Origin of the sequence: Thalassotalea sp. PLHSN55 (assembly GCF_052030545.1) — a bacterium.
Taxonomy (GTDB): Bacteria; Pseudomonadota; Gammaproteobacteria; order Enterobacterales; family Alteromonadaceae; genus CANMXU01.
This window is the reverse complement of record NZ_JBPDIH010000003.1, coordinates 557037-569946: the sequence shown is the minus strand read 5'-3', so window position 1 is coordinate 569946 and position 12910 is coordinate 557037. Positions and strand designations below refer to the sequence as shown.

At 43.3% G+C, this 12910-nt stretch carries 15 protein-coding genes and 1 riboswitch; of the genes, 8 read left to right on the top strand and 7 right to left on the bottom strand.

All coding sequences use genetic code 11. The features are described from left to right. Positions 1-2 precede the first annotated feature (2 nt). Genes fliQ through ACRRSQ_RS08260 form a run of 4 tightly spaced genes read right to left on the bottom strand, consistent with a single transcriptional unit; the run spans position 3 to position 2307 of the window. Positions 3-272, bottom strand: a complete 270-nt coding sequence (gene fliQ / locus ACRRSQ_RS08275; protein WP_440875245.1) for a flagellar biosynthesis protein FliQ — start codon at positions 270-272, stop codon at positions 3-5. Continuing rightward, positions 272-1009 (bottom strand): flagellar type III secretion system pore protein FliP, encoded by a 738-nt coding sequence (gene fliP / locus ACRRSQ_RS08270; protein WP_440875244.1) that lies wholly within the window; start codon positions 1007-1009, stop codon positions 272-274. The genes fliQ and fliP overlap by 1 nt, the downstream gene beginning before the upstream one ends. Further along, positions 1006-1362 (bottom strand): flagellar motor switch protein FliN, encoded by a 357-nt coding sequence (gene fliN / locus ACRRSQ_RS08265; RefSeq protein ID WP_440875243.1) that lies wholly within the window; start codon positions 1360-1362, stop codon positions 1006-1008. The genes fliP and fliN overlap by 4 nt, the downstream gene beginning before the upstream one ends. Positions 1363-1371: 9 nt before the next feature. Further along, positions 1372-2307 (bottom strand): FliM/FliN family flagellar motor C-terminal domain-containing protein, encoded by a 936-nt coding sequence (locus ACRRSQ_RS08260; protein ID WP_440875242.1) that lies wholly within the window; start codon positions 2305-2307, stop codon positions 1372-1374. A 517-nt stretch (positions 2308-2824) separates the two neighbouring features. Next, positions 2825-2901: riboswitch (cyclic di-GMP riboswitch) on the top strand. A 305-nt stretch (positions 2902-3206) separates the two neighbouring features. Between ACRRSQ_RS08260 and ACRRSQ_RS08255 the strand changes: the two genes are divergently transcribed. Genes ACRRSQ_RS08255 through ACRRSQ_RS08220 form a run of 8 tightly spaced genes read left to right on the top strand, consistent with a single transcriptional unit; the run spans position 3207 to position 11243 of the window. Next, positions 3207-4067 (top strand): OmpA family protein, encoded by an 861-nt coding sequence (locus tag ACRRSQ_RS08255; protein WP_440875241.1) that lies wholly within the window; start codon positions 3207-3209, stop codon positions 4065-4067. A 2-nt stretch (positions 4068-4069) separates the two neighbouring features. Beyond that, on the top strand, positions 4070-5455 hold the full coding sequence (locus ACRRSQ_RS08250; protein WP_440875240.1) for a sigma-54-dependent transcriptional regulator: 1386 nt from the start codon (positions 4070-4072) through the stop codon (positions 5453-5455). A gap of 18 nt (positions 5456-5473) precedes the next feature. Next, on the top strand, positions 5474-5803 hold the full coding sequence (locus tag ACRRSQ_RS08245; RefSeq protein ID WP_440875239.1) for a flagellar hook-basal body complex protein FliE: 330 nt from the start codon (positions 5474-5476) through the stop codon (positions 5801-5803). A 10-nt stretch (positions 5804-5813) separates the two neighbouring features. Further along, complete coding sequence (gene fliF, locus ACRRSQ_RS08240; protein ID WP_440875238.1) at positions 5814-7568, top strand: flagellar basal-body MS-ring/collar protein FliF; 1755 nt, start codon at positions 5814-5816, stop codon at positions 7566-7568. Next, positions 7565-8608: a FliG C-terminal domain-containing protein gene (locus ACRRSQ_RS08235; protein ID WP_440875237.1), complete on the top strand. Its 1044-nt coding sequence runs from the start codon at positions 7565-7567 to the stop codon at positions 8606-8608. The genes fliF and ACRRSQ_RS08235 overlap by 4 nt, the downstream gene beginning before the upstream one ends. Continuing rightward, complete coding sequence (locus ACRRSQ_RS08230) at positions 8608-9426, top strand: FliH/SctL family protein (protein WP_440875236.1); 819 nt, start codon at positions 8608-8610, stop codon at positions 9424-9426. Before ACRRSQ_RS08235 ends, ACRRSQ_RS08230 begins: the two co-directional genes overlap by 1 nt. Positions 9427-9435: 9 nt before the next feature. Continuing rightward, complete coding sequence (locus tag ACRRSQ_RS08225) at positions 9436-10812, top strand: FliI/YscN family ATPase (protein WP_440875235.1); 1377 nt, start codon at positions 9436-9438, stop codon at positions 10810-10812. 17 nt (positions 10813-10829) lie between these two features. Continuing rightward, positions 10830-11243, top strand: coding sequence for a flagellar FliJ family protein (locus tag ACRRSQ_RS08220; RefSeq protein ID WP_440875234.1), 414 nt, complete (start codon positions 10830-10832; stop codon positions 11241-11243). A gap of 106 nt (positions 11244-11349) precedes the next feature. Here ACRRSQ_RS08220 and flgN read toward each other — a convergent pair whose 3' ends face one another. The 3 genes from flgN to flgA form a co-directional block, all read right to left on the bottom strand. Then, entirely contained in the window at positions 11350-11787 is a 438-nt protein-coding gene (flgN, locus tag ACRRSQ_RS08215) for a flagellar export chaperone FlgN (protein WP_440875233.1), read from the bottom strand. Continuing rightward, complete coding sequence (gene flgM / locus ACRRSQ_RS08210) at positions 11784-12050, bottom strand: flagellar biosynthesis anti-sigma factor FlgM (protein ID WP_440875232.1); 267 nt, start codon at positions 12048-12050, stop codon at positions 11784-11786. Before flgM ends, flgN begins: the two co-directional genes overlap by 4 nt. A gap of 106 nt (positions 12051-12156) precedes the next feature. Next, positions 12157-12858: a flagellar basal body P-ring formation chaperone FlgA gene (gene flgA / locus ACRRSQ_RS08205; RefSeq protein WP_440875231.1), complete on the bottom strand. Its 702-nt coding sequence runs from the start codon at positions 12856-12858 to the stop codon at positions 12157-12159. Positions 12859-12910 lie beyond the last annotated feature (52 nt).

Sequence of the window (12910 nt, the reverse complement as noted above, 5' to 3'; positions counted from 1 at the left end):
CGCTAGCCAATGAGGTTAGGAATGTTATGAAAGAGCTCATTAAACAAATCTTGCAGTTGTTTCAACAGCCAATGCCCTGAGAAAATAAGCATAAATAAGGTGACAATTAAGCGCGGTAAAAAGCTTAACGTTTGCTCTTGAATTTGGGTGGCTGCTTGAAAAATACTGACAATTAAACCAACGATAAGGCCAGGAATAATAAGCACTGCCACCATAACGATAATGGTATTAATACCTTGGCTCATAATGGTGACAATTTGCTCTGGCGACATCAGACTCCTCCAAAACTGGCGGTTAGCGTGCCTACGGTCATTGCCCAGCCGTCTACCAACACAAACACCATCAGTTTAAACGGTAAGGAAATGATGAGCGGCGACAACATCATCATACCCATCGCCATTAACACGCTGGCAACGACAAGGTCGATCACTAAAAATGGAATAAATAACATAAAGCCAATTTGAAAGGCGGTTTTTAGCTCGCTTAAAACAAATGCCGGCATTAACACTACAAACGGAATTTCTTGACCGGGCGCTAGTGCAGGTTCGTTGGCAATTTTAAGCATTTGCTCAAGATCGGTTTCGCGTGTTTGTGCCAACATGAAATTTTGCAGAGGTACTTTTGCAATATTAACCGCTTGATTTAAGCTGATCTCTTCATTGTCGTATGGGATAAATGCATTTTGATGAATATCGGTCCACACCGGTTTCATGATCAAAATGGTTAAGGTTAACGCTATGCCAATAAGGACTTTATTTGGCGGTGTTTGTTGTAAACCTAAGGCTTGTCTTAATATGGCTAATACCACAATGATACGGGTAAAACTGGTGAGCATTAGCAGCATTGCTGGCAATAAACTGAGGGCAGTCATCATCAGCAATATTTGCAGCTTTACACTGTACTCTTGTTTTACCCCACCTTCGCTCATCGAGAACAAGGTTAAGTCTGCATAGGCAGGCGCGGTAAAACCAATCAGTAAAGTGACTAGCAACAATAACTTGCTTTTCATTGAGTAAAACCTGTTAGCACATCATCAACAATATCGATTAACTTAATACCGTATTTACCGTTAACCACAACAACTTCGGCGCTTGCTAACAGCTGGCCATTCACTTTTACATCTAGTGCTTCATCGGCGAGTTTGTCTAATTCAATCACTGCGCCTGAGGTTAGCTCCATTAAATCGCCGAGCACTAATTTAGTGCTAGCCACTTCCAAGGTAACATCGACAGGAATGTTGTGAAAAAAACTTAAATCTCTTTTGGGCGCTGGTTTTTCTTGTGGCTCGGTTACCTCGATATCGTCTAGGCCGTCGAGTTCATCAACATTTAAATCGAGGTTATCTACATTAAAATCGTTCATTTTTATTCCTTAGACATTAAGCGGTTGAACTTGGGTAACTTGCATCACTAAATTGCCGTTGCGATCGACAATTTTGCCTTGTGCAATGGCTTGTTCGCCAGCATAGGCGTCAACAATTTCGGGCAGCTCTATTGGTAATAAATCCCCTTCAATTAGCTCAGTTAACTGGGCGAGGGATACTTGGGTTTTGGCTAACACCACATTCAGCTTTGTTGGAATACATTGCGCAGCGGTGGCGAGTTTTTCAGAAAGATTGACGGGTTCGGCTAATTTTGCGGTAATTTTTGCGGGAATAGTGACCAGATCATGCGGTAACCAAAGTTGCCACAGCGCCTGAAATTCCGCGACGCTAAAGCAGGCGCAAGTACTCAGTTGCGCAGGCATTGCCTTTGGCGGGTCGATAATGCGTGTTTGCCATGCATTGGTCATGGTAAAGCAATTATCTAACGCGTTTAAGTGAATGAAAAGTATGCGTTCGAGCAAGCGTAATTCTGACTCGCTAATGTCACTCACTGGCGTGTGTTTAACGACATTGGATTGCTGACCGCCCAAATAGAGCTCGGTTAAACTGTACAGTGTGGAATAGCTAACCGCTAAAAAAACCTTTTGTTTTAATTGGTTACTCGCTTGAATCCAAATCAACTTATTGTTGTTAGTACTGTTTTGTTGTTCTGATTGTTCTTGAGTATCTGTTGATAGGTCGATGTCAGTGACCAGTTCTTGCTCGCTAAATTTACTGAGCTCAAGCTTACAATCGTGATCATTGAAAATACGAATGCACTCAAATGCGACGCCTTTTAAAATGGCTTTTTGCTGGCGGTTAAGGCTTGCTAAATGTTCAAGCTGTTGGCGCTTTTCACCAAACAAATCATAAGCTTGAATGTTTTTACTGGCGTCCGCACTATAAATCTTCGATTGACTAGGCGAACGTTTGAAGGTGGACATGACAACTTCTCCAAAAAATACGTTATTTGCGACATTAACTCACTAAGCTGTTGGCTTGCGTTGAGGCGTTGCGCAGATAAAAAATGCTAATAACAAATAAAGCGACCGATACAAATAGAAACTAAAATACTGAGGGAAATGACTAAGTATTTTGAGCTTTCTTGGCTCACTTTTGTATTTTTTGGGGGTAATTGCTTATTAGTTTAAACCTAGTAATCTTTCAAAAGCAACAAGTTTTATACGGGCTTACAAACATTCTTGGTGTAAATCGGCGCATTGATAAAGTTGCTTAAATGTTCAACAAAAAATAAGCATAGCTAAAAAGTAAAATGTTACAGATTTGTAATCTCTTTTTTTGATGTAGGAAAGTTTCAGCAAACACTTATCGCAGCGAATTATCCGCGATAAATGTCGTGAAGTTATCTTGAAGCGAAAGGGGAGTTTTTGTAATTAAACTACGGCACTGCCAAGTGAGAACTATTGTTATTTAATGTAATTTGATGTTAAATCCGCTGCAACAAGTTAAAGGCAAACTGATCGTGAGGTCAGGACGCAAAGCCACCAGTCTGAACGCCAGATAGTGGGGTTACCAAGGTTAATTGTGCTTGAGTTCACACTCACTGCACTTCACGGGGGTGATCTGCCCTGGTATCTCCTATCTCATTTTTTACTGCGCTTTTTTTCTTGTTTTATTTCATTTTTGTAACTTTTTGGTCGCTATTAGCTTTTTAAGCTGACGTTATGTCGCTGCGTCACTGGCTTAGTGAGTCTTTGTTGATCATGAAGTTGCAAAATGAATGCGTCACTTGCTGGTAATGGCTTATGGGTTTGAATGCCCATAAGCCTTATATCTCGCGGGTTTTAGTAGATGTTGGTAATCACCAATGAGAGGACTGCTTTTGAAAACTGCTTTTTTCAACATCAGGAAATTAACGACGACTACGTTAGTATTTTTTTCAGTATTTAGTCAGGCAATGCCATTAATGACGCCACTAGACCAAGTCACGTGGCAGCAACAGGGCAGTTCATTTTCTTGTAAATTAACGACAAATGTTAGTGATTTTGGTGAAGTTAGTTTAATTAAAAATGCCGGTTATGCTATGGAAATAGTATTTGATTCAGTGCTTTATAGCCAAGCTATTGACCAAGTGGCTGTTGGGTTTTCTCCGGCGCCGTGGAGCCAAAAGCAACTTCCTCAACCAACTTGGTATTCTGTCTCACAACAAAATAATGTCGAGCAGTTATTGCAGCAACTACAACGCGGTAACTGGGGGCGAATTCAACTTAATTATCAGCCCAATAACAGCCACGAAACTCTGGTGCAGCTGGTCTTGCCAACAGTGCAGCGCGGTGAAAATTTTCAGCAGTACTTTCAATGTTTAAGTGAGCTGTCGCCACTGTCGTATGACCAAGTACGTGACCGTAACTTCTATTTTGCGGTCAATGAATTATTGTTAAATCAACAGCAACAACAACAACTTACAGATATTGTTCGCTTCATTGAACTTGAGCCTAAGGTTAGCCGAATATTGGTTGACGGCCATGCTGATAGTTCCGGCCATGCCAGCGAGAATTTACGTTTATCCCAATTACGAGCTGATGATGTATACGCTTATTTATTAGAAGCAGGTGTTGACCCAGCCATTATTGAAGTGCGCTCCCACGGCGATAGATACCCAGTTAACAATAATGCCGATGCAGCGCAGCGCGAAAAAAACAGACGCGTGAATTTGCGCATCATTTTGAACAAGGGCAGCTGATCGTGACTTCACCAATCACTCATAGCCGTCAAAAGACATCAGATGCGGTTTCGCTACTTATTGTTGAATCGCCTAGCGTTACTCGTGCCAATGACCAGATAATGACGGCAAATAATGTTGTTGTGCATCGCTGTTTTTCCGCCGAAAGTGCCTTTGATATGGCGTCAACGTTAGCGCCAACCGTGGTGCTTGTTTCAGCTAGTCTTGCGGGCATGACGTTACTCGATTTTGTCAAATGTTTTGCGCGTCAATATCCGCAAAGCATTATTTTGGTGATGGTCGAAAGCCAGCAATGCCAATTAGCGGGTGATGCTATTCGTTTAGGCGCCGCCGATTATTTACTAAAACCTTTTACTGAACAGCAATTATTGGCAGCGATGGATCAAGCGATATGTTTACGTAAACCATTGGCCAATATTGTCGCTTGTTCCGCCAATTCTCGCCAAGTGATCCAACTGGCCCATCGCGCAGCACAAACCGATGCGACCGTTTTGATCAGCGGCGAGTCAGGCACAGGTAAAGAATGCTTAGCGCAATATATTCATGATAATTCACCGCGTCGCAATGGGCCTTTTGTTGCCATTAATTGTGCCGCTATTCCTGAAAATATGATCGAAGCGGTATTATTTGGTCATAGCAAAGGTGCCTTTACTGGCGCAACCGCTAGTCAAGTGGGTAAATTTGAATTGGCTAACGGTGGCACTTTATTGCTCGACGAAATTTCAGAAATGCCACTGGTGTTACAAACGAAATTATTGCGAGTTTTACAAGAGCGCGAAGTAGAAGCACTTGGCAGTCACAAACGGGTAAAACTTGATATACGTGTTATTGCCGCCAGTAATAAAAACTTACCCGAGCAAGTCGCACAAGGGCTATTTCGCCAAGATTTATATTACCGCCTCGACGTATTGCCACTCAGTTGGCCAGCGCTGCAAGCGCGTAAAGACGACATTATTCCACTGACCGAACATTTTCTCAAAAAATATCAGAGCAGTGCCGAATACAGCATTAGTGTTAGCGCAAAGTATGCACTGCAGAATTATTCATGGCCGGGCAATGTGCGCGAACTTGAAAATGTGATTCAACGGGCGCTTATTTTAGCGCGCGGTACGGAATTGCAAATAGACGACTTAATGCTTCCCGTGCAAGTGCCAGCAGCTAAAGCCACCATTAGCGCTACGCCTTTAGTTAATGCGCACCCTGCTGATGATATGCCAACGGCAAGCGGCTTAGAAATCAGCAAAAAACAAGCGGAATATCAATATGTACTTGATGCACTAGCACAGTTTAATGGACACAAAGCAAAAACAGCAGCAGCGCTTGGCGTTACACCACGAGCACTAAGATACAAAATGGCAGCAATGCGCGAACAGGGCATTCAAGTTTAACGAATCTTGAGAATACTTATGAAAATTGACACAAATATTCAGGCGATTGCCCTGCAAAATAAAATGGAATTAATGAAGTTACAAGCCAGTAGCGACATTAAAAGTAATCCGATCATCAATACACAAGCGGTATCGTTTAGCGACACCATGAACAACATGGTTAATGGCATTAATCAGCAACAACTTGCTGCTGGCGCGAAAATGGCGGCGGTAGATGCCGGTCGTAGTGATGATTTAGTTGGCGCTATGGTGATGAGCCAAAAAGCAGGATTAAGTTTTTCAGTGTTAATGCAAGTGCGCAATAAATTAATGTCGGGTTTTGATGACATTATGCGCATGCCATTGTAAGGAGTAAATTGTGGAACTTGTTTCTCAACCGGATGTTCAGCCAGGGTCAGTGTCGAAAGTTGACAATGCGAAAGTTAAAGCGCAATCAATTTTTAGCCAGTGGCGTTCAATGTCGTCTGACAATCGTTCAGTGCTACAAATTGCTTTATTAGCGGGCATTATTGCTACCATCATTGTTGTTATTTTGTGGACCTCAAGCCAAAACTTTGTCCCGCTTTATGGTAACCAAGAGCTTTATGACAAAGCCAACATTCTTGAATTGCTCGAACAAGAAGAAACCGTTTATAAATTAGATGCTAGCTCTGGCCAAATTTTAGTACCCGAAAATAGCTTAGCCGCCGTGCGCATGGCATTAGCGGCACGTGGCGTAAAAGTTAACTTACCAACGGGTATGGAAAACCTCAACGCTAATTCAGGTTTAGGCACCAGTCAGTTTATGGAATCAATGCGCTATCGCCATGCGCTTGAAGGGGAGCTTGCCCGTTCGATTATTACCATGCAAAGTATCCGTAGTGCGCGAGTTCATTTAGCGATTCCTAAACGCACGTTATTTATTGGTCGCAATGAAGAAAAGCCAACGGCGTCGGTGATGTTAGATCTTAAAGCCGGACAAAGCCTAGAAGACGGTCAAGTGGAAGCGATTGTTAATCTTGTCGCGGGCAGTTTATCAGGCATGAAACCTGAAAACGTTACTGTGGTTGATCAATCAGGCCGCTTGCTCAGTTTAAGTATTAGTGATGCCAGCAATGGCGCACGTATGTCGATGCAACAAGCTGACTATCGAAAAGCGGTGGAAGAGCGCATTCGAGAACGCGCCAGCGATATTATTTATCCGCTCGTTGGCATGGACAACTTCCGTATTCAAGTTACTGCAGATTTAGATTTTAACGAAGTAGAAGAAACGTTAGAAAACTTTAATCCTAATACCGTTATCGCCAAAGAAAATGGTCAAGAACAAACCTCGAGTGACTTTATGGCGCTAGGCGTGCCAGGCTCATTAACCAATCAACCGCCAGTAAAACCAGCGCTAGGGGATGAAGAAGAAGCAGCGGCAGCTGCTCAAGACAATAAAACCTTATCTAAGCGTAATCAATTTAATCGTGAATATTCGGTGGGTCGTTCAATTATTCATAAAAAATATCAGCAAGGGCGCATTAGCCAGCTGAGTGTCTCGGTCATTCTTAACAACAAGGCGGCCAGTGGCGAAAATGGTTGGAGCCAAACAGAGCTTGCGCAAATTGGTGCCAGTATTAAAAATGCAGTTGGCATTAAAGAGCAACGTGGCGACGCGTTTAATATCAGTGGTTTCAACTTTATTGTAGCGCCTCAGGTGATCAACGCACCTGAAGTAAAATGGTGGCAAGAACCAGTTTGGCAAGAATACTTACGTTACATTGTTGGCGCGTTACTGGGTCTTGCGTTAATTCTGTTTGGTGTGCGCCCATTGGTGAAACATTTGATCAGCTTGCAAAGCCATAACAGCAATGATGAGCAGCTTAATATTGCGCATGACCCAATTGCTGAAAACTCTGCAACAGAAGCTGCGCTAGCCCATGAAAATACCGTGTTAAGCGAGGCTGAAATTGCGGCTGAAGAATTAGCCGCTAAGCAAAAAGCCGCCAGTAAAATTCCTGATTTACCGGCACCGGGCAGCGAATTTAGTGTTCAGTTAACACATCTACAATTATTAGCCGACAAAGAAACCGTGCGTGTTGCACAAGTACTGAAAAACTGGGTTAACAATAGCGAGCGGAGCAAACGATGAGCGAACCATTAGTGAAAACGATTAATCCTGAACCCGTTAATGCCTTAAGTTCATTTTCAGACTGTGACAAAGCGGCGGTATTGCTGTTAAGCATGGGTGAAGACTTTGCCGCGAAAATTTTGCAGCGCATGGATCGCACCGAAGTGCAAAAAATTTCAGATGCTATGGCGCATTTATCAAGTGTTGCCACTAATGAAGCAGAAATTATCCTTGAGCAGTTTTTTGAGCAATACACCCAGCAAAGTGGCATTAGTGGCGCATCGCGTGACTACTTAGAAAATTCATTGGAAAAAGCACTCGGCAATAAGCTTGCCAGAGGCATGTTAGATTCAATTTATGGCGATGTTGTCTCGAAAGAAATTCAACGCCTGCAATGGTTGCCACCGGAAATTCTTGCCCGTTTTTTCCGCCATGAACATCAGCAAATGCAGGCGGTTATGTTGGCGTTTTTGCCGCCAGACACCGCCAATGCGGTATTAATGCATTTGCCTGAAGACAGTCATGATGAACTATTGTATCGCATCGCTAACTTGCAAGAGATCAGCGAAGCAGTGATCAACGATTTGAAGGTGACTTTAGAGCGTTGTATTGAATTTGTTGCCCAACAGTCAGGTGCTCGCGTTGATGGCACACGCCAAGCGGCAGACATTTTAAATCGTTACAGTGGCGATAAAGTTAACATCATGGAAATGGTGAAATTGCACAGTGAAGATACCGCTGAAGCGATAAAAGACAACATGTTCGACTTTATGATTTTAGCCAGACAGTCGCTCGAAGTATTACAAGATTTCTTAGCCGATGTACCTGAAGACTTGTTAGCGGTTGCACTAAAAGGTGCCGATCACAGTGTTAAATCGGCATTATTTGCTGCGCTGCCAAAACGCATGGTGCAATCATTAGAAGACCAAATTACCGACTTAGGTCCACAGCCGTTAAGCCAAATTGAAAAAGCACGTGCTGAAGTTATGCAAATTGCCCGCAAGCAATATGAAGCCGGCGAGCTTGCATTGCAATTGTTTGAAGAGCAGGTAGTAAATTAATGACCAAGGCAAGCGTGAATCAAACGACAACACAATGGCGACGCCATCGTTTTCCTCCCTTTCGTGAATACAACGAGTTTGCGCTAGAGGATAGTATTGATAGCCAAGCTGAGCACAATGCAAAATTTGAAGATGGCTTTCAACAAGGGGTGGAACTTGGTCACCAAGAAGGCTTAAAGCAAGGTTATCAACAAGGGTTAGCCCAAGGTGAAGAAGACGGACGACAGCAAGGCTTTAGCCAAGGAAAAGTGCAAGGGCAACAGCTCTTTAATAACAGCTTAGCTTTACTTGCTAAGAGCCAAGAAAAAGTTGAGCAATTATCTCATCATAAATTAGTTGAGCAGCAAAAATTGATTGCCGACATTGTTGCCCAAGTTGCCCAACGGGTAGTGCGCGCCGAGCTCACCTTAAACCCACGACAAGTGTTGTCTTTGGTTGAAGAAGCAATGCAATCATTGACCGACGAAGTGGATAAAGTGCGTATTTTTCTTAATCACGAAGATAAAAAGCGCTTAAACGAACTTGGCATTGAAACCCTGCAAGGTTGGCCGTTAGAAGAAGATAGTGAACTCGCTGTTGGCGACTGTTTTATTCGTTCGAAACAAATGGAAATCGCCGTTGATACCCAAGACAGATTTGCCGAATGCATGGCAAATGTTGAGCAAAGTTTGCTGGCGAACAATCACTCACTCGCAGCTGATGTTGTCACTGACGAAACTGCTAGCGACGAGGCTGTTAGCGATGATGCTGTTAGCGATGATGCTGCAAAAGATACTGACGCTGAATCGACACGCTCATCAGATCCCGTCGACAACTAGGTCATGCACATGAAACAAGCCCTGCAAGATAAGCTACAGCTATTATTGGCAGAGTTTATCGACGACAAAGTCGATTCTTTGGCGGATTCAGAGCCGCTGCAAACCAATAAACTTGGCGCAGTCGCCAAAGTTTATGGTCGTTTAGTACGTTTAAACGGCTTAGCCCTTGAGGTGACCGGTTGTCGATTGATCATGGGGCAGCGCTGTTTAGTCGATTGCGCGGCAGGTAAACCTATCCCTGCGGAAGTGATAGGCTTTAATCGCGACATCACTTATTTAATGCCGTTGCAACCCCCTTCGGGTTTGTATGCCGGCGCTCGGGTAACCCCACAAAAAGGCATTGAAAAAATTGTCGTTGGCGAGCAATTATTGGGTCGTGTGCTTGATGGTTTATTGCAGCCGCTTGACAATTTAGGGCCGATCACCGGCAGTGAAATTCCACTTTTTTCCTTGCCGCCCAACCCGTTATCTCGTCATCCTATTCAAGCCACTATTGATGTTGGTGTACGCGCGATTAATGCCGTATTAACCCCAGGTAAAGGCCAACGATTAGGATTGTTTGCCGGCTCTGGGGTGGGGAAAAGTGTCTTGCTCGGCATGATGACGCGTCATACCGAAGCCGATGTCGTTATTGTTGGTTTAATTGGCGAACGTGGTCGAGAAGTATTGGAATTTATTCAGCACAGCTTAGGTGAAAAAGGTCGTCAACGCGCAGTTGTAATTGCAGCGCCCGCCGATGCTACGCCGCTAATGCGTTTACGTGCGGCTCAGGTGTGTCATCGTCTGGCGGAATATTATCGCGACCAAGGTAAACATGTTTTGCTGTTAATGGACTCATTAACGCGTTACGCGCAAGCGCAACGAGAAATTGGCTTAGCGACTGGCGAGCTGCCTGCTACTAAAGGTTATCCGCCGTCCGTATTTAGTATGTTAACGCGCTTAGTCGAAAGTGCCGGTAATGGCGAAAGCAAACAAGGCAGCATGACGGCAATTTACACGGTATTGGTTGAAGGCGACAACCAACAAGAGCCGATTGCAGATGCGGTGCGCGCGATATTAGACGGTCATATCGTGTTAAGCCGTGATATTGCAGAAGAAGGTCATTATCCTGCGATCGACATTAGCGCCTCTGTCAGCCGTGTTATGCCGCAAGTGGTAGATAAAAAACATTTAAACAAAGCGAAAAATTTAAAGAAATTTTACAGTAAATATCAACACATCAAAGAGCTTATTCCCTTAGGTGGTTATCAACCGGGTAAAGATCATGAAATGGACTTTGCTGTGCAAATTTATCCTCAAATTGCAGCGTTTTTACAGCAAGATATGGATGAAAAAAGCGACATCAACGCAAGCGTTGAACAGTTATTTCAATTGATGCCAGACTAAGCTCGCACGCTCACTTTATGTTATCTCAATACCACACTATTGAAGAGCAGAAGCTCACTGAACTTGTTCGTGTGCGCGATGAACTCAATGCTAAATTAACGCAAGCTCAGCAACAGCAGCAACAATTAAAGCACTATCAACATCAGCTTATTAGTGAAGCAAATGCCTGTGGTGCACTTGGTATGGCGAATAATTTAGCAATGCGTGCTCAAATTAGCACGATGTGCGAAACACTAGAGCAGCAAATTATTTTACAGCAATTGGAGCTCACTAATGCTGGTCAACAATTACAACAGCAGCTAGCAAAAGTTAAAGGTATTGAAAGACTTAAGAGGAAAGAAACACTAGCGCAGCGTTGGCAACAAGATGTTGAAGAACAAGCGCAATTAGACGATTTAGCCGCGCAATCGCATGCCTATAAATCGATTTGAGCGCACTGAATTTAACATTACTAAATTTAACAGTACTGAGTTGAAAAGCACTTAAGGTGTGGCGGGGAATGAGAAAAGGCTAAGCCGATTAAGTCGGATAAGCAGGCTAGGCGAGGTTAGGGCAATATTCGTTTTGGCTATCTGGGCGCAGCATTTTATTTAATAGCTGCTGCTGGCTGGCTAACAGTTCACCATTACGCTGATTTTGTTGCTGACATTGTGCAACCAAGTTTTTTAATGCATGCCACATTTGCTGAACTTGCGCTGCAGGTTTTGCGCTTAATGCACTGATCACCGCGTCCATACCCGCATCATCAGCTGACAAACCTAATTCGAGTAATAGCTTTTTGCGTTTATTGCTTTGTTGCAATAAAGCGTGATGGTATTTCTCATGGCGCTTATTCAGTAGCATCAGCTGTTCACTGTTGTGCTGCTGCATCAGTGATTGTTGTTCAATTAACAATTGATGATAGCGCTGAAAATGAGTGAGATCTTCCTTGATCCCCGCAACTAGCAACTGAATGGTTTGCTTAATTTGGCTCATCGGCGATGCATCGCCAAAATTGCATCGCTTAACTTATCGATATCAAGTGTTAATGTACCGGCTTTAAGCTGATCACGTATTTCATTAACCTTTGCTAAATCAACATCTGAGGTTGCGGCAAGTTTACTGTTTATATCTATATAATTATCAACCATAACATCTTTTTTTGTGCTGATTTGCGCTTCACTTTTACTGACCGGTGCTTGGGCAGTAGCGGTAATTTTGGGTGTCGGTGTATAACCGACGCTATTGGTTATTTTCATTTTGGGGGCTCTGATTTTTTAATTAGCTAAGGAGATAAGTGACACTCCTTAATGGCTTGTAATTAATAAGCGACCATGGAAATTATAAACTTTAATGGTGTTGAGTTTAAAAAATTGTTTCAACCACGCCCGATTCAGTAACAATGGCTTGAATACGTTTGTTTGATGATAAGTTTTCCACTTGAATTTTATCGCCACGTTGACCACTTTGCAGTGCCTTGCCTTTCATCGTCGCGCTAAAGTTATCTACCTTGGCGCGAATTATCACAGTATCACCAGCACTCACTAAATAGGCTGCCTGTAACTGGTATGGCGAAATAGCTTTGCCTGCGCGAATACGTTTTTTACTAATCACTTGCTGCCAAAGGCGAGGTAAAAAATGCTCGCTGTTGTTTGGCTTAGCGATAAAACCTTGGCTAAGGCGACTGACATCAACGGTTTTATAAAAACTATTACTGGCTGACAACGTTTGCTGGCGTGCGATCTCCGTTTTGGCATGTAAAACCGGCAGATACACTTTTACTTTAGCAACGGCTCTTAATTGCCATTTAGGTTGCGGGCATTGAATTAAATAATTGACCCGTCCGAGCGGTGCTTTACTTGGGTTACTGCGACTAATGGAATGGGTGTTGTCACACGCTGGCAAGTCAGTGGCTTTATTAGGCAACCAGAGTTCAATGTCGTGCTTAAATGCTGGCCACTGCATATCGAAAGCGTGGCTTGTTAGATCTTGTTCAACTTGCGCTAAAAAAGGCTCGGCAAAGCTTGGCGACGAAATAATAAAACTTATCAGTAGTAATTGCCTCAAGCGTTTCCTTAAGGGAAATTCCGCTTCCGTTTGTACTTTCCTTTTGAACATC

Coding starts and splice junctions, on each gene's coding strand:
- ACRRSQ_RS08220 (WP_440875234.1), top strand. CDS start 10,830: ATGTTATCTCAATACCACACTATTGAAGAGCAGAAGCTCACTGAACTT.
- ACRRSQ_RS08245 (WP_440875239.1), top strand. CDS start 5,474: ATGAAAATTGACACAAATATTCAGGCGATTGCCCTGCAAAATAAAATG.
- flgM (WP_440875232.1), bottom strand. CDS start 12,050: ATGAAAATAACCAATAGCGTCGGTTATACACCGACACCCAAAATTACC.
- fliN (WP_440875243.1), bottom strand. CDS start 1,362: ATGAACGATTTTAATGTAGATAACCTCGATTTAAATGTTGATGAACTC.
- fliQ (WP_440875245.1), bottom strand. CDS start 272: ATGTCGCCAGAGCAAATTGTCACCATTATGAGCCAAGGTATTAATACC.
- ACRRSQ_RS08235 (WP_440875237.1), top strand. CDS start 7,565: ATGAGCGAACCATTAGTGAAAACGATTAATCCTGAACCCGTTAATGCC.
- ACRRSQ_RS08260 (WP_440875242.1), bottom strand. CDS start 2,307: ATGTCCACCTTCAAACGTTCGCCTAGTCAATCGAAGATTTATAGTGCG.
- flgN (WP_440875233.1), bottom strand. CDS start 11,787: ATGAGCCAAATTAAGCAAACCATTCAGTTGCTAGTTGCGGGGATCAAG.
- ACRRSQ_RS08230 (WP_440875236.1), top strand. CDS start 8,608: ATGACCAAGGCAAGCGTGAATCAAACGACAACACAATGGCGACGCCAT.
- fliP (WP_440875244.1), bottom strand. CDS start 1,009: ATGAAAAGCAAGTTATTGTTGCTAGTCACTTTACTGATTGGTTTTACC.
- ACRRSQ_RS08225 (WP_440875235.1), top strand. CDS start 9,436: ATGAAACAAGCCCTGCAAGATAAGCTACAGCTATTATTGGCAGAGTTT.